16 protein-coding genes are annotated in these 16,090 nt (G+C 69.7%); all 16 read right to left on the reverse strand.

The annotated features are described in order from the left end of the window. Nucleotides 1-2: 2 nt before the first annotated feature. The 16 genes from E5A74_RS01710 to E5A74_RS01780 all read right to left on the reverse strand — a co-directional run bounded on the left by E5A74_RS01710 (nucleotide 3) and on the right by E5A74_RS01780 (nucleotide 15,824). Nucleotides 3-755, reverse strand: coding sequence for a fimbria/pilus periplasmic chaperone (locus E5A74_RS01710; protein WP_240699596.1), 753 nt, complete (start codon nucleotides 753-755; stop codon nucleotides 3-5). A gap of 143 nt (nucleotides 756-898) precedes the next feature. Continuing rightward, the gene (locus E5A74_RS21340) at nucleotides 899-1,021 is read right to left on the reverse strand and encodes a hypothetical protein (protein ID WP_276469510.1); all 123 of its coding nucleotides are present in this window, start codon (nucleotides 1,019-1,021) and stop codon (nucleotides 899-901) included. 108 nt (nucleotides 1,022-1,129) lie between these two features. After that, nucleotides 1,130-1,687 (reverse strand): hypothetical protein, encoded by a 558-nt coding sequence (locus tag E5A74_RS01715; protein WP_135982208.1) that lies wholly within the window; start codon nucleotides 1,685-1,687, stop codon nucleotides 1,130-1,132. 146 nt (nucleotides 1,688-1,833) lie between these two features. Next, on the reverse strand, nucleotides 1,834-2,835 hold the full coding sequence (locus E5A74_RS01720) for a hypothetical protein (protein WP_135982210.1): 1,002 nt from the start codon (nucleotides 2,833-2,835) through the stop codon (nucleotides 1,834-1,836). A gap of 32 nt (nucleotides 2,836-2,867) precedes the next feature. Next, nucleotides 2,868-3,230 carry a hypothetical protein gene (locus E5A74_RS01725; protein ID WP_135982212.1) on the reverse strand — a complete coding sequence of 121 codons (363 nt, stop codon included), beginning with the start codon at nucleotides 3,228-3,230 and terminating at the stop codon, nucleotides 2,868-2,870. A gap of 63 nt (nucleotides 3,231-3,293) precedes the next feature. Continuing rightward, nucleotides 3,294-3,899 carry a hypothetical protein gene (locus tag E5A74_RS01730; RefSeq protein ID WP_135982214.1) on the reverse strand — a complete coding sequence of 202 codons (606 nt, stop codon included), beginning with the start codon at nucleotides 3,897-3,899 and terminating at the stop codon, nucleotides 3,294-3,296. Nucleotides 3,900-3,998: 99 nt separating this feature from the next. Continuing rightward, nucleotides 3,999-4,625: a response regulator gene (locus tag E5A74_RS01735; protein WP_135982216.1), complete on the reverse strand. Its 627-nt coding sequence runs from the start codon at nucleotides 4,623-4,625 to the stop codon at nucleotides 3,999-4,001. Between the two features lie 112 nt (nucleotides 4,626-4,737). Continuing rightward, the gene (locus tag E5A74_RS01740; RefSeq protein WP_135982218.1) at nucleotides 4,738-6,975 is read right to left on the reverse strand and encodes a phospholipase D-like domain-containing protein; all 2,238 of its coding nucleotides are present in this window, start codon (nucleotides 6,973-6,975) and stop codon (nucleotides 4,738-4,740) included. A gap of 10 nt (nucleotides 6,976-6,985) precedes the next feature. Next, nucleotides 6,986-7,399, reverse strand: coding sequence for a hypothetical protein (locus E5A74_RS01745; RefSeq protein ID WP_135982221.1), 414 nt, complete (start codon nucleotides 7,397-7,399; stop codon nucleotides 6,986-6,988). A 1-nt stretch (nucleotide 7,400) separates the two neighbouring features. Next, a complete protein-coding gene (locus tag E5A74_RS01750; protein ID WP_135982222.1) occupies nucleotides 7,401-11,876 on the reverse strand; it encodes a S8 family serine peptidase in 4,476 nt (1,491 codons plus the stop codon). Between the two features lie 25 nt (nucleotides 11,877-11,901). Further along, nucleotides 11,902-12,357, reverse strand: a complete 456-nt coding sequence (locus E5A74_RS01755; RefSeq protein WP_135982224.1) for a hypothetical protein — start codon at nucleotides 12,355-12,357, stop codon at nucleotides 11,902-11,904. A gap of 31 nt (nucleotides 12,358-12,388) precedes the next feature. After that, complete coding sequence (locus E5A74_RS01760) at nucleotides 12,389-12,970, reverse strand: hypothetical protein (RefSeq protein ID WP_135982227.1); 582 nt, start codon at nucleotides 12,968-12,970, stop codon at nucleotides 12,389-12,391. Nucleotides 12,971-13,001: 31 nt separating this feature from the next. Then, nucleotides 13,002-13,451 carry a hypothetical protein gene (locus E5A74_RS01765; protein WP_135982229.1) on the reverse strand — a complete coding sequence of 150 codons (450 nt, stop codon included), beginning with the start codon at nucleotides 13,449-13,451 and terminating at the stop codon, nucleotides 13,002-13,004. Continuing rightward, complete coding sequence (locus E5A74_RS01770; RefSeq protein ID WP_135982231.1) at nucleotides 13,444-14,490, reverse strand: hypothetical protein; 1,047 nt, start codon at nucleotides 14,488-14,490, stop codon at nucleotides 13,444-13,446. Before E5A74_RS01770 ends, E5A74_RS01765 begins: the two co-directional genes overlap by 8 nt. Nucleotides 14,491-14,535: 45 nt before the next feature. Further along, nucleotides 14,536-14,775 carry a hypothetical protein gene (locus tag E5A74_RS01775; protein WP_135982234.1) on the reverse strand — a complete coding sequence of 80 codons (240 nt, stop codon included), beginning with the start codon at nucleotides 14,773-14,775 and terminating at the stop codon, nucleotides 14,536-14,538. Nucleotides 14,776-14,963: 188 nt separating this feature from the next. Beyond that, complete coding sequence (locus tag E5A74_RS01780; RefSeq protein WP_135982236.1) at nucleotides 14,964-15,824, reverse strand: AfsR/SARP family transcriptional regulator; 861 nt, start codon at nucleotides 15,822-15,824, stop codon at nucleotides 14,964-14,966. Between the last annotated feature and the right edge of the window lie 266 nt (nucleotides 15,825-16,090).

Genomic DNA, 16,090 nt, shown 5'->3' on the forward strand with positions numbered 1-16,090 from the left:
CCTCAGCCCTCGGGCGTGAATTGCGCCTCGATCCGCCCATCGGGCTGGGGCAGGCGCACGGGCAAGGTCATGCGGCGCGTCTGTCCGCCGCCAATCAGGCCGTAGCCGATCGTCTGCTGGAGTTCGGGCCCGGTGAATTGCTTGCTGAAGACCTGACGACCGTCTGGCGCGAACTGGGTGACCTTCACCCGCCCACGAGACAGATAGCCATGCGCCGCCGAGGCATTGGAAACGGTGATCACCGGTGCGGGGCCGCCTTCGGCGTCCTTGCCGATCTCGGCCGAAGCGATCGTCAGCGCGGGCTTGGCGCCGTCCGGCGAAACGCTGACCAGCACCTGAAAATTGTACAGCAGCTGGATGTTCGACTGGGTGTCGGTGGTCTGGACCGGCAGCTGCGCGACGGTGATGAAGAAGTGCTTGCTGCGCGCGAGCGCCGGATCGCCGACATATTGCACGCGGAAATTCTGGCGCTGCCCGGGCTGGATCAGCGCCTGGGGCGGGAAGACCGCGAGCTCGCCGGTGTCGCGCCCGGTCGGCTTGACGCCGTCGGCGGTGAGGTCGAGCGCCTCGATGCGCAATTCGACGGGAAGCGGCTTGTCGAAAGTGTTCTCGACGGTGATGACCTGGCTCATGCCGCGCCCGGACGTGGTCAGATCGATCACCACCGGCTGCACCGTCATCGCATAGACTGCGGTGGAGATGCCCAGCACCGCGGCCGACGCGGCCATCGCGACGATGAAAGATCTACGCTTCACGGCCCCTACTCCTACTCGCTTGCACCAAATCACCGGATGCGCACGGCGGAATGATGGACGGTTGGATCATTCCCGCCAAGGCAGGAAAAGCGACAGGACGGCATAGGTTCATTCCGGCGGCGCAATTTGCGGCGCCCGGAACGTTATTTGGGCAGGAACACCTTGACCGCTGCCTGCTGCAGAACCGTGTCGATCGTCCCGGCAAGCCGCTCATATTCCATGGCGAGAAAGAGCAGATCGGCGCGATCCTCGGCCGTGGCGGACAAGGCCCGGGCGCGAAGTTCGGCTGCGAGAGCCAGGGAGTTGTGCTCGTGCATTCGTCGAGAAAAAGTTCCGGCAAGCCTTCCCCCGAAGGCTTGCCGGAACCCGCTGGATCAGGCGGCCGGAGCGACGGTGATCTCAACCTTGCCGGCATAGGTGCCGGCGTCGAGGATCGCGGTCGACTCGCTGGTGATGCCGCTGCCGATCGTCAGCGAGAGATTGTTCGAAACCGCGGCGAGACGATCGCCGAGCTGGCTCGAGGTGGCACCCGAGCTGAGCGACTGATCGGCAACGCTGGTGGTGCCGCCCTTGGCGCCCATCGCGACGACGGTCGCGGTGTAGTGGACGGTGTTGGTGTAGCCGTTGGGCGAGTTGGTCGCGGCGGCGTTCACCAGCGGCTTCGCCTCGACCGAGACCTTCGGGTTGGCGCCGTTGCACTTGATCGTGAAGTTGCGGCTCAGGCCACCGGTGTTGCCCGAGAAGGCGGGATCGACGGTGCCGTCGGCCTTGGCGAGTTCGCCCAGCGTGATGCTGCCGCTGATCGGGGTGGCGGCGGTGCAGCGCGCCGAGACGGTGCCGCTGACGTCGACCGAGCCGCTCGCCTGCGCAAAGGCGGGAGCCGCAGCAAAGGCCGAACCGATCACCAGCGCCGAAAGAACCAGCTTCTTCATCTCAAATCTCCAAACTCGCTTGGGGCCCCTGTGCCCCCGACGATTTTGGATATGCCCCGGATCGGCGCCCGGCCCCATTTAGCGGGCGGCGAAAAGCGCGCTAACTTCGAGCGTAACTTTCTATACCCGAGGATATAGGCGGCCGCTCACAGCCCCGCGCAGCTGGTGGCGGAAGCCGCGGTGACGATCGGCGTGAAGGTGATGCTGATCGTATCGGTGTAATTGGGCGCGGGAGTCTTGGTGGTCCCGCCTTCGAGCAACGTGGCGCGCAGCGGCAGCGTTCCCGCCTCGCCGCCCACCCCGGCGCGCGCGCAGACCCGCGTGCCGAACGCGGTGTTGGAGCTGACCTCCTGCCCGAGAAAGCGCGCGCTGTAGCGGATCGTTTGCGCCGCATCGCCGGGATTGCCGCCGGGATAGGTCAGCCGGAAATCATTCTGCGAGCGCATGCGGACCTCGAAGGGTCCGGAACTCCGCACGCGCAGCGTGTTGGCCGACGAGGTGGTGTAGCGATCGGGCGCCGCGAGCACCGTCGCGCTGGTCAAATCGCCGACCTCGCCGAAATCGAGCGCCGAACCTGCATAATAAGCCTGGAGCGCGCTCACCGTGTTGACGTTGATCCGCACCGAGCCGGTGTCGCGCACCGGAGTCGGCACGCTCAGCATCCCGCCCTCGCCCGAGCAGATATAGAGCATGTCGAACACGATCGGCTCGCCCGCCGAGAGATCGGTCCCCGGCGGGACGGTCACGCGCAGGTTGAGCGGCGTCGACAGGTCCGAGGCGAAGAGATTGCCGAAATCATAGCGGATCTCGCCCGCCGCCCCGACGCCATTGTCCTTCGAATTGAGCGATCGCGGGCGGCCGGCGGTCGCGCCCTCCGCATAGAGCACGCGGTAACCGTTATAGGTCACCTGCAGCGGCGGGGTGCCCGAGGGTGCGGTGAGCACGAGGCTCACTTCGTTCGTCCGCCCGGTGAGCAGCCCGCGGTTGCGCCGGAGCACCAGCGGGATCGTCACTTCCGACAATCCGGCCGGCGAGAAGGGATCATAGGTGATGCTGGCCGGCGCGGTGGCGTTGCCGGTCACCCCGCAGACCGCCGAAAGCTGTGTCTGCGCGGCCGCGGGCGACACGCAGAGAATCGCGGACAGCACGCCGGTTGTCGCAAGCCCCCCTGAAGCAAACCTCATATTTGCGGTGATACGACGATCTCTAGCGCGGCGCGACCCGATTGTTGCGCCGGCACGCTCTGCTGAACGCGCTGGATCCGCGTGCCGTCGGCCTCGAGGGTGCGGACATTGGTGCTGAGCCGCGGCGTCGCCTGGTTGCAGATCACCCGCGGACGCGAGATCGCGGTGTCCGCGGCCGGCTGGAGCATCACCGGATTCGCCACCCAGCAGCGCGGTGCGACATAGCCGTAGAGGTCGACCTGCGGGCCGTTCTGCGCCGCTGCCGGCATCACCACCAGCGTGACCGACACGACGGCCGTCATCGCGGTCAGGCCGGTGCCCGAATGGGTGTTGCACGCAAGGATCGGCGCTCGCTTCATAGCGAGGCCGGTTATACGTGCGCAGGCGTGAATAAATCATCGGTTCAGATACTTAGCAGACCCTTAAGGGCTAACGCTGATGGTGATCGACAAGGTATCGGCATAGCGCCCCGCCACCAGCGGCGCACTGCCGGCATAGCCCGGCGCGCTGACCCGCAGATACGAGCCATTGGCCTTGGTCGAGGCGCCGGCGAGGCGCAGCCCGGTGGCGCTGCCGGCGGTGCCGGCGAAGCCGCAGCTCCCCCCCGCCGACAGCGTCGCCGCGTCGCAGGTCGCCGTGGCGCTGGTGCCGTTGTCGGCGACGACCTTGAGCGCGACCTGATAGGGCGCCTTGGTGCCATAGCCATTGGCACCCGCGGTCTGGGTCGCCATCCCGCCATTGGCCGAGGAGACGGCGATCCGCGAGGCGCCGCTGCAGTTGAGCTGGATCGCGAAATCCTTGCTGAAGCCGCTCTGGTCGAAATCGGCCTGATCGATGCTGCCCGCGGGGGCGCCGCCGGTCGCGAAGCCGCAGCGGCTGCGCACCGAGGCGCGAACCTCGACGCCGACCTCGACGCTGTTCACCGCCCCCTGCCCGGCGGCATAGGCCGTGACTTGCGCGCGCGCCGGCTGGGCGACGGCGCAAACGGCCATCGCGATCGCCAGCAAGGACAGGGCAAGCCGCTTCATGCCCCTGAAATGCATGGCAAACCGCGCGTTCACCATTCAACCGGCGGCCAGAACCGCACTCACCGCAGATGTAATGCGCCTCTATCTTTCGATATAGAATCAGTCCTGACGGGCCTGCCCGAGCAGGATCAGATCGGTGCGGCTGCGCAGGCCGAGCTTGTCGAAAACCTTGTGGAGATGGACCTTCACCGTGCCTTCGGTCAGCCCGAGCTCGTCGGCGATTTCCTTGTTGCGCAGCCCGCGCTGGGCCAGCGACGCCACCGCCCGCTCGCGGCCGCTGAGCGTCTCGAGCGGATCGCGTTCCGCATCGGGCGACATGGCGAGGTCCATCGCGCGCTGCATCACTTCCTGATCGAGCCAGCGCTTCCCCTGCACCACGGTCTCGAGGCAAGTCAGCAGATCGCGCGGCGCGGTCGATTTGATGACGATGCCGTTGACCCCGAGGTTCATCGCTTCCTTCGAGACCTGATCGTTGATCCCGCCGGTGAGCAGGATCACCGGGCGCCCGTCGCCGCGATTGCGCAGCGTGCGGAGCACGTCGAGCCCGGTACGCTCGGGCATGCCATTGTCGAGGATCAGCATGTCGGGCCGCGCGCTCGCGAGGCTGTCCAGCACGGCCGCGCCCGAATTGACCTTCGCGACGATCTCGAAATTGGTCTTGTCGAGGAGGATTTCGATGCCCGCCAGTGTGAGCGGATCATCCTCCGCCACAAGTACCTTGGTCATATCGACCCTTACGCATGTACGTTACGATGGTCGAACCAATATCATCGCGCGTTGCCGTCCGTCCAGCGAGCCGTGCGCACGGCGCGGCCCGGTGGTTCGGAATCGCGCCCGATCACACCATCGGGTCGACGATGTCGCGCAGGCGATCGGCGCCGCGGTTCATCACGGCCTGGCGCAGCCCCGCGATCGAGGTGAAGCCGGTCGGCAGCCGGTGGTCGAACTCGATCACCCGTGCGCTCGACGGCCGGGTGCCGGCGCGCCACAGCCGCACGCTCGCCGCGCCGTCGGCGACCGCCGATCCGGGAACGCCGAGATGATGCTGCCACAGCGCCATCCGATAGCGCTGCGCGAAGGTCTGTCGCGTATCGCCCTCGCGGCGATTGTCCTCGAAGATGAACGCGTCGACCTCGCTATCGAAGGTATAGCTGCGCCGGTTGCAATTCGCCGTGCCGATCACGGCCAGCTCATCGTCGAACACCCAGCTCTTCGAATGGACATAGGTGTGGTCGCCGAAGGTCGGTGCGCTCTGGCTGGTGGTGAGCTGGAACACGCCGAGCTTGGCGCGGTGCGGGGGCAGCAGCAGCGTGTCGATCAGCCCCACGAAATCGCGGCGATATTCCTTGCCGAAGGGCACGTCGGTGATCGGATTGCCGGGGATCAGGATCGTCACATGGTTGAGCCGCGGCACCGCGGCGATCAAGGCGCGCGCGGTGTCGAGGTCGAGCAGATACTGGTCCTCGCAATAGATGAAGCTGCGGGCGCTGGCGATCGCGGCGAGCAGCGCCGGCTTGATGCCGCGCTCGGCGACGACCAGCGGCGGCGCGCTGCGCACCGGATTGAAGGTCCGCGCGATCATCACCGACAGGGGGCCGCCGAACGGCGCATCGACCGGGCTCGGGCTGGCGATCGCGGCGGGCACGCCCAGCCCGTCGCCGCGCAGCCCCCCGAACCGGCTGCTCCCGGGGTGGTGCCGCCAGCGCGAGACGAAGGTGGAGAGCAGATCGTGCGCGCTCGGCCCGATGATGCGGCAATGCGTGTCGTGGTGCGGCTGCCCGGTATCGGCATCGACGACGCGGACGCGGTTGGGGTTCATGTCGATGCCCCCGCAATAGCCGACGAGCAGCTCGCCGCGCTTGACCACGAGCACCTTCTGGTGATGTGATCCGGTCAGCCGCGCGATATCGGGCTCGATGATCCGGAAGATCACCGGAATCAGGTGATGGTTGAGCCCGACGAGCGCCGCCGCGATGGCGAGGCGGACGGTCGAGGCAGTGGTGTGGTTGGTGGTCAGGTCGTCCTTGATCGCCTTGCCGGCGGTGAGCGCGTTGATGTGGTTGACCACCTCGGTCGCGCTGCGATCGGCGGCGGTGACGATGCCGAACTGGTCCCACAGCATCGCCGCGACCTCGACTCCCCGCCCTGCCGCGGCGGTGTAGATGTCGCGGAAGCTGCTCGCCGCGCCGAGCGGGAAGGTGTCGAAATTGTCCCAGCCGAGCAGATAGATGAAATCGCGCTCGCCATTGGTCGCGCCCATGTCGGCGGCCATGGCGTTGAAGGTCGCGTTGCCGTCGATCAGCGCCGCTACGGCGTTGCCGGCGCGCAGCACGGTGCGCCCGGTCGCGAGCGGACGCAGGATCGCGCCCCAGCGGCTCGGATCGATCTGCCCGACCGGGGGCACGGGAATCGGCCCCGGTCCCGGCCGCGGCGGCCGGCGGGCGGTATGCGCGAGCAGCGCGGTCCAGGTGCGCGGGCCGATGACGCCGTCCCATTCGGAGGGCTGGCCGGGAAAGGCGACGCGCTGGAACGAGACGGTCGCGGCGCGGGTGTGCGCGCCGAAGATGCCGTCGGTCGCGAGCGGGCAGTCGGCGAGCCCGCTCTCGCCGCGCGCGCTGCGGTCGGCATGCACCATGTTCAGCCGCTGCTGGGCGTCGATCACCGCCGGGCCGCGCGATCCGGTGCGGATCGTCGGGCGCGAGGCCGGCGGCGGGGGCAAGGTTTCGCCAAACGCGAGCTCCGCCTCGCCGAGCGGACGGATCACCGTCAGGTCGGAATGGAGCAATCGGTCGGGGCCGCACAGGCCGATCGAGACGCTGCCCGGCCGCCCGGCCGCCAGCGCCTCGACATCGATCGCCTCGGCCTGCCGCTCGCCGCTCTCGAATGGGCTGGTGAGGATGAACGCGCGGCGCGCGCCGCCCAGCGGCTGGCGGAAGACGACGTCGCCGCCAAGCAGCGGCCGCTCGAGCCGGCGCCCCGGCCACGCCACCACCTGCATCAGGGGATCGGCGAGATGGTCGTGGATCGTCGCCGCGGCGAGGCCGCCGGTATCGAGCGTCGAGCGGGTGTCGGTCATCGCATCCTCCTCATGCCGCACGCGCGATCTGCGCCAGCACCTCGCGCCGCGCGACGAGCTCGCGTTGCTGCCGGCCGAGCTCGCCCGACGCGGCTTCGTCGGCGGCCTCGGCCATTTCCTGTTCCTGCGCGCGCGCCAGCGATGCCATCCGCCCCAGCAGCTGGCGTGCCACCGCCCGGGCCTCCTGGGGCAGCTGGCGGCTGATCATCTGCAGGAAACTGTCGAGGTGCAGATCGGTCAGGGCGAGCCGGCTTGCGGGCCGCGCGACGTACAGTTGCTGGAAGGCCTGCAGATGGGCGCGGGGATCGGCCGCGATCGCGCGGACCACGGCATCATAGCGCGGGCCCAGCGCCGCGCTGCTGAAATTGCCGCCGACCACCATGAGCACGCGTTGCCGGGGAGTGAGGGTTGCTGTGCCGGTCATCTCAAAATGTCCCTACCGAGGTATTGCCGGTGGTGGTGTCGGCCGCGCCGATCGCGGGATCGTCCGGCGGCGTGGGCAGGCGCGTCGTCCGCACCCGGCGCATCCAGTTGAACGTGTTGGCGTTGGCCGCGTCGTTGTCCGGGTCGGGGGTGAACAGCGTCTGGATTCGCCGATAGGTCGACACGTTGGGCAGCGGCCCGCTCGGCGCGAAGGTGTTGAAGGTGAAGAATTGCAGCGCCTGCGCGCTGTCGAAACGGTTGAACAGCACATGGTGGAGCTCGTGCGCCAGCGTCTCGAGGTCGGCGTTCAGGTCGATGTGCTGGAAGATGAAGAAGCGCCCGCCCAGCAATGCCTCCTGGGTCTGGGTGACTCCCGCATAGGCATTGAAGGTGCGCCGGCCGTCGCTGCGCGGGCGCGGCAGGGTGCAGAAGCACACCGTCACGGTGTTGTCGGGCGTGGTCGGCAGCAGCAGATCGAGCACCAGCCGCTCCTCGGGCGTGTCGAGGAAGCCGATATAGTTTCCGGCAGCATCGCGCGCGCCCGCGGGCAGCGCCAGATCGACTGCGGCGCCGGCGTCGATCCGCAGCCCGGTCTGCGCCCAGCGGCGGTTGGCGTGGAGGAACTGGTCGTCGATCTGCGCTTGCCGCGCCGGTGTCATCGTCAGGCCGAGCCGGACGACGCGCAGCGTGATCCGCCGGCGTCGGTCCGGCGTGCGCCGGAAGACGGGCAAGGTCACCGATACAGTGCCGCCGGCCGCCGCGGTATAGTCCGCGCGCACCGATCCGGTCAGGTCGGCGCGGCGCAGCCGGTGGTTGCTCTGGCCGCGATTGCGGACCCCGGCATCGGGCCCGGCGGTCAGCCCCGAATGCGTCGGCTGATCGGCATCGGTGTCGTCGGTCACCAGCATCAGCGCGCGCGAGACGAACACCTTCGATCCCGCCGCGGTCTCGGTCAGCGTCACGTTCTGCGAAGCCGGGGCGTCGTCGTCGCCGCCCCCGGCAGTGAGCGTGCGCCAGCGCGCCGTGACGGTCGATCCGGTCGCGCCGCGATCGGTGACGCGGATGTAGAAGCGACGACGATCGGCGCCGACGAAATTGCTCGCCTCGGCGGCATCGTTGCGCACGGCGCGCGCGGCATCATAGGCATTGTCCCACAGCCCGAACATCAGCGCGGTGGCCACCGGCGACGAACCGTCGACGCGGTGATCGCCATCGTCGTCGAGCACGAACTCGACCGTGGCGGCGGTTGCCGGCCGCGGCCTCGGCGGCACCGGCACGACGAAGGCGAAGTCGCTCAGCACCTGTACCCGCCGGCTCTCGGCGGCGTCGGCCAGCGGCTCGGTCTCGCCACGGCTCTCGACGTCGATGACGAGGCTCGCCGGCGCCGGCCGCCCGGTCATCCGCGCGATCGCAGCGAGGATCTCGCGCCGGATCGCCTCGGCACGGCGCGTGCCGAGCGCGAGGTTCTCGCCGGCCGAGCCGACCGGATCGGTATGCCCGATCAGGCGGAGATGGCGGACCGGAGTCGCGGTGCTCTGGCTCTCCATGATGCAGCGGGCGATGCCGATGATCTGGGGCTGGTGGCGCGGCAGCACCTCGGCCGAGCCGAACTCGAAATGATCGATCACCTGCTCGCGCGGCAGGCCCGGGCAGCGCGTCGGTAGCGTGATCTGGCTGACGCCGCTGCCGCTCGCCGCGATCAGCGCCGCCCAGCTGCGCGGGCCGATCACGCCGTCCCATTCGCCGGGCTGGCCGGGAAAGGCAGTGCGCTGGAAGGCGACCGTCGCGGCACGGGTATTGGCGCCGAACACGCCGTCGGTGGCGAGCGGGCAGCGATCGAGACCGGGCGCGCCCGAGGCGACCCGCCCGGCGTGCACCGTGTTGAGCCGCGTCTGCGCCTCGGTCACGGCGGGGCCGCGCGATCCCTGGCGGATCGTCGGCCGCGGCACCACCGGCGGATCGGTCTCGCCGAGCCCGGCGCCATCGCGCGAGCGCACGATCAGCACATCGGGCAGCAGCAGCCCATCCGGCCCGGCGATCCGCTCATAGCCGTCCTCGCCGATCACTTCGGCATAGAAGCCGCCCTCGCGCGGCCGGCCGGCGCGGCGCTTGATCGTATTGGCGCGGTGCATGCCCGGGCGGGTGACCATCCGCGCACGCCGCTTGCGCGTGCCGCGCAGGATGACGTCGCCGGCGAGCAGCGGCGCGACGAGGCGCGTCCCCGGAAAGCCGACAATCTGGGTCGACGGCGCCTGCGGATTGACCGCGACGTTGAGCAGCGCCTTGGGGTCGACCGGCGGCGCCAGCGGCATCGGTGGCATGGGCGGCTCCGGGGCCGCGGCCGGCGCGGACGCGGGCTCGGGCGCGGGTTCGAAGCCGGGCGTGACATCATAGGTCGAAGGTTCCGGCATCGGCGGCTCGGGCGCGGCTGCAGGTGTGGATGCCGGCGCGACCGGCTCGGCGGTCGGCGCATCGGCCTCGCCGCTCTCGCGCTGCGACACCGCGACCGGCGGCCGCGGCGGCAGATCGAGCATCTCGCGCAGCTCGGCCTCGCTGAATTGCGCGAGGACGCGCTGCTCGGGGGTCGGCAGGCTGTGCCGTCGGCCCTTGGTCCAGCGCCGCTCGTCGTCGGTCACGGGCGGACCCACGCTGGCGGTTTCGGGGGTTTCGGATTCGTCCGATTCCATGACTGCCATCTCCTGTACCTGGCGGGGCGCGCGGGCCGGCACGACCGGGCCGTCGCGCAATCGTCGTGCCGCGGCGACCGCCGCCGCGATGTCGAGAATTCCATAGCCCCAGCGCTCGATCTCGTCGGCCAGCGGGGCCGGCGGCGCCGTGAGCGATGCGAACAGGGCGTTGCGGATCGCCGCGACCGGCTGGGCGCCGGCCGCCTCGAGCATCAGCGCCACCGTGCCGGTGACGTGCGGCGCGGCCATGCTGGTGCCGCTCATCCGTACATAGCCCGGCGGCTCCAGCGCCGATTGGCGCGAGCGCACCGAGAGGATTCGCACCCCGGGCGCGACCAGCAGCGGCTTGCGCCGCCCGTCGCGCGTCGGCCCGGTGCTCGAGAAGCGCGCCATCGGCTGATCGGGGTCGTGCGCGTCATAGGCGCCCACCGCGATCGTCCGCATCGCGTTGCAGATGCTGCCGGTGGTCGCCAGCGGCGATGCCACCCCCGGCGCGAACACCGCCTGGCAGGCGGGGCAACCGGCATTGCGCTCGATCCATGCGTGCCAGCGGCCATCGGCGACGTCGACGCCGCGTATCTCGATCGCCCAGCGACCGGCCGGCGCCATCGGGCGCAGCACCAGCGCGATCAGATTGTCGCCGTTATTGGGGTCGGCGCCGCGGTGGTAGAGCCGCGCCAGCTCGGCGCCGTCGCGGTCGCGCACCACGGCATTGGCGCCGAGCGCCGCGGTCACCGCGCCGCCGTCCGGCGCGACGGCGCGCGCGACGAAGCGATCGCCCCCCTTGTACCAGATCTCGACCGTGGCCGGATGCGCGTCGCTGCGCGGCAGCTCGAACGGCAGGCGTTCGGCGTGCCCTTCGCGCAGCCGGCCCTCCATATGGACGTTGCGCGCATAATAATTGCCCGTGCTCTGCACCACCACGGTGCCGGGACGGTTGACGATCAGCCAGTCGATCGCGCGCTCGACGAGCAGCGTGCCGTCATGCGGCCCGGCATGCCGGCCGATGCTCATGTTGAGCGCGACCGGGCGCCCATCGGCGGTGCGGATGACGAAGTCGATTGCCTCGAGCAAGTCGATCGAGTTGCCGAGATCGCCGACGCCCGGCCCGAGATGGACGAAGATCAGGTCGGCCTCGGGCGCCACGCCCTGCGGGCCGCCGGCGCGCCCGTTGCCCGCGGCGATCCCCAGCACGTGCGTGCCATGCGAAGGTTGCGGCGCCTCCGACGGGCGGTAGCCGAGCGCCGCGAACGGATCGGCGCTGCGCAGCGCCCGGTCGATCTCGCCGCGGCGGTGGATCCGGCCATAGCCATAGGGCGCCGGCACGCCGTCCGCGCGCTGGTCCCACAGGCCGATCAGGCGCGTGCCGCCATCGGGGTTGCGGAAGTCGGGATGGGCGAAGTCGATGCCCCAGTCGATCACCGCGACGACGACGCCCCTGCCCGTCTCGGCGAGCCCGTCGGGGCGGCGCGTGTCGCTGTCGACCGGCGCCGGATCGGCTTCGCTCAGCCCGGGCTCACCGGGAGGCGGCCGATCGGCGAAAGGATTGCGCGCGCCGCAGCCACAGGCCTCGCCGGCATAGACGCGCGGCGCCTTCAGGCTCGCGACCGAGGGATGCGCATGGATCGCGGCCAGCGCGCCGCGCGCCGCGCGTCCGGTGGCGATCTCGCCGAACCGCGCGACGAGCCGCAGCTCCGGCGGCGGCGGAGCGCCCGGATGCAGGCGGACGATCACCGAGACCTCCTCGTCCGGACCGCCTCCGGCGATCAATTCCTGCAGCCCGGGGTCCATGGTCCACCACCCTGCCCGTTTGCCGCTACTTCTTGGGCGCGGCGAGCGCGGGAGCGGCCTGCTTCACCCCACCCGCCGCTTCGGCTGCCGCCTTCTGCGCTTCGGCCGCAGCCTGCTGCGCCGCGAGGGCGGCCTTCTCCGCCGCGGCGGCGGCATTCTTGGCGTTGAGCGCCGCCGCTTCGGCTTGCTGCTGCGCGACTTCGGCGGCTTTTTCCGCCTTCTCGGCGGCATCCTTTGCCGCCTCGGCATCCTCGGCTGCCTCTTGCGCTGCCTCGACGGCGTCCTCCTCGTCCTCATTCTCCTCTTCTTCGGACGTGTCGGTGTCCTTCTCCGCCATCGATCGCGCCGCGACGATGGCGAGCAGCGGGTTGCCGATCGCATAGGCGATGACGCCCAGCCGGCCGAGATCGCTTTCGGGCACGCCGAAGGAATTTCCCGCCGCGCGCCCAAGCACGAGGCTGTTCAACTGTTGGTTTGACATGATCGCATTCCTTTCGGTGACGGCAGCCGGATCAGGCCGTGAGCGCGATGGCCATCATCATCGTCGTCATCATGCCGGTGTTGTCACCGCCGCCGGCCGATGGCGTCGTGCCGCCAAGACCGCCGCCGTAGAGAAGGATCGGCAGGATCTTGGAGAATTTGTCGTTGCCGCCGCCGATCAGCGGCAGGATCATCGCGATCTGGCGCGACTCATCGAGACCCTTCTTGAGCTCGGCGGTCTCCTTCTTGCGCAGCGCGATTTCCTTGCGCAGCGCATTCCCCATCGATCCGACTTCGCGCTCCACGGCGCGCGAGCGCGTCTCGAGCGTCTTCACCGCTGCCGAAGTGGTGTGGATGCGGTCGTCGAGCCGCTTGGCGGTCGCGTTCAGCTCGGCCTTGGTGGCGAAGCCGGTCGCCGCGGGCCGCGGCACCGCATTGCCGCGCGGCGGCAGCTTGACGCCCGGCCGCGCGCCGCGTCCGGACCGTCCGCGGGACCGTGGGCGAGCGGCTTCGTCGAATTCGCCGAAGTCCTCGCCATAATCTTCGTTGTCGAACTCGAAATCGCTCTCGATGAGCCCTTCGAAATCGCTCTCAAAGGCGGTTTCCAACATCATTTTTCTCCTGTCATCACACTCGTTGAACCGATCAGTGCGCGTGCATTGCCGCCTCGCGCAGAGGGGGTTGCGACCCGAAGAGCTCGGCGCGGACCTGCGGGTCCGGACGCACCATTCCCGGGCGGCCGCGCCCGCGGCAGCCGAGGCACGCCGGGTCCTCGCCCCAGCACAGCCCGCAGGCGCCGAGCGCCGCGGCCAGCCGGCTGAGCCGCTGCGATCCGGCGCGGCCGGCCTCGTGCAGCTGGCGCGCGATCCGCGTCATCTTGGTCAGCCGCGCCTCGGCGGCATCGAGCCGCGCGCTCAGCTCTGCGATCAGGTCGTCGCGCTCGTCCGGCGCCTCGACATCGTTGCTCGGCGGGACGCGCTGGGCCTGCATCATCTCCATCAGCGCCGCCATGCGCGGATCGCCGGCGGCGAACTCCTGCATCATCGCCGCGGGATCGAGCCCCGCGCCACCGGCAAGGGCAGCGGCGTCAAACACTGGCGTGCTCCACCGCTTCGTCGTTCTCGTAATCCTCGCTGTCCCAATCCTCGCTGTCCCAATCCTCGCTGTCCCAATCCTCCTGGCTCCAGTCCTCGTCGAACGACGCCTCCTGGTCCCATTCGCTCCAGCCGCTTTCGCCGGCGGGGAAATAGGGATCGGCGGGATTGACCTGGACGTTCACCGGCGCAGGCGGCCGGCTGCTCATCCAGATCGACGGGGTCAGCGCAAGCAAGGTGAGCAGCGCATCGGTCCGCCCTTCCGAATCCTCGGGATCGATACCGAAGGCCTCGGCGGCGAGGCTGGCATATTCGGGGGTGTCCTCGCCGGCGCCCTCGGCTTCGGCCGCTTCGTGCGCGGCGCGCCCGGCGACGTTGCTGAGCGCCGACAGCATCTGGCTGACGGGCACCTGCTGCCCGCCGATCGAGACGTTCTGCCGCCCCGCGCCGCCCATCAGCGACGACATCAGCGACTGGGAGAGCTCGGGCCGGGCGAGCAATCCGGCGAGCATGTTCGCCGCGCCGCCGCGCCCGGCGCCGCCGCGTGCGCCCTGCATGCCGCTCAGCGCCGCCCTGCCCGCACGCGTGGTGCCCAGCGCGCCGCTGGCAACCGACGCCAGCGAGCCGAGCGCGCCATTGGCGCCGCCGCCGCGAACGGTCGAGACGAGGCCGCCGACATTGTGGATCGCGCCGCCGATGCCGCGCGCGGTGCGATTGCCCGATTGCGACAGCAATCCGCTCGCCAGCCCGGCGCCGGCGCCGACCAGTGCGCCCCACGGGCCCAGCGCGGCGCCGCCTGCCGCTCCGCTCGCCACGGCGGGCAGCGCCCGCGCGACCATCGGCGCGGCCTTCTGCGCGAAATTCCCGACCGCGCCCGCCGCGTGTCGCAGCCCGCTGCCGATATCGTCGAACAGCCCCTCGACATCCTCGGCCGTCGCCTGGGGGCCGTAGATCGATCGCACCAGGTCATTGAGGCGGTCGGGGGGAAGTTGGGCATATTGCGGCGCAAGGCTGGCGCGCAGCAGGGGATAGTCCGTCATCGATCATCTCCGAACAAGCCGACGAAACAGGGGCCCGCGCCGCGGTCATTCGGGCGATCGCTCAAGGCGTGCGGGAGGCACGCCGTCGCCGATGAGCGCGGGCAATTTGAGGAGGAGCGACTCGAGCCCTTCGAAGGCGAGCGACCGGCCGCGCGAAAGATCGCGAACGGTGCCGCGCAGCCAGACGACGTCATCGTCGCCGCGCTCGTACCAGCACCGAATGACGAGCGTCTTGGCTCGCTGGTCGACGCGTAACCGATCCTCTTCATTCAAGTTCTCCTCCAAGATTGGAGTCGCAACCCGGTTGTTCTTGAAGCGGAACCTGGCAGTGCCCGATCACCGACCGATCACACCAGGATCACCGCGCGATCACACCCGGCTTTCTCATTGATTTTCGACGACAAAAACTTTTCCGAACGTCAAAAATCGCCGGACACAAGGGGCCCGGCGGCGGCGTGGTGCAGGCGTGCGGTCTATCGGGAAAGGGCTTGGTCGAGCAGCGACAGGCTCTCGGCCAGCTGCTGGCGGGCGAGCAGCAAGGTGCGTCGGTCGAGGGTTTCGGCGGGGGCCGGTTGCTCAGGCGGCGGCGGCGTGGCGACTCGCGCGATCGCGGCGGCCAGATCACGCGTCTCGCGCATCGGCCGCACGTCGAGCTCGTCGGCGAGCAGGCGCTCGAAGCCGCGATAATGCTGCACCGCCTGCGCGCGGTTGCCGCATGCCACCATCGCCTCCATCAGCAGCCGCTGCGCATCCTCGCGCAGCGGCTCGACGGTGCAGATCGTCCGGCCCAGCTCGCACGCCGTTCGCCAGTCGCCGTGCCGCTTGCAGGCACGCGCCAGCTCGAGCGCCGCGTCGAGATAGAGCGCGCGGAGCCGCTCGCGCTCGATCACGATCGCATCGATCGCGCTGAACTCAAGGAAATCGCCGCGATAATGGCCGAGCGCCTGCTTCAACGCATCGCGCGCGGCGGCGTCATCGAGCTTGCCCGGATCGTCGAGCACCGCCTCCACGCCGCGCTCGAAGGCGATCGCGTCGACCCAGATCCCGTCGTCGTCGGCGAGCGCGATCGTCTCCTTGCCGATGCGGAGCAGCGCGTTGAGCCGGCCGAAACGTTGCTTCAGCCGCCACAGCGCGGTGGCGAGGCAGCGCCGCGCCGCATCGTTGTCCTGGTCGGGCCACAGCGCCGCGGCGAGCTGGCCGCGTCCGATCCGCCGATGCGGGGCAGCGAGGACAGAGCCGATCAGCGACCAGCCGATTCCGGGCAGTGCGATCGCCGCGCCGGCCGCGCCCAGCGCGACTCGGGCACCCAACAGGTGCAACGCCAATTCGGCCATGCCATTCCCCCAGGCTGCACGCTTGTAATCGGCGACCCCGGTTCTGAAGTTGATGGCGCTCCGCCGCGGCGCAGTCCGTCAACGGGACTATCTTGCTGCTGCCAGCCGTCCCTTGGCTCGGCGAAAGGCGACCATAGTCACGACCGAGCAGGCCCATGCGCGCAACACGTACGGGCAAGCTCAAGACAATATTACGACCGCGAGTTGAGGTCCAGCATTTATTTCCAGATCGTTTCCGGTCTTAATAATGTTACGATTATGTCACC

The sequence above is a fragment of the Sphingomonas naasensis genome, assembly GCF_004792695.1.
GTDB lineage: Bacteria > Pseudomonadota > Alphaproteobacteria > Sphingomonadales > Sphingomonadaceae > Sphingomonas > Sphingomonas naasensis.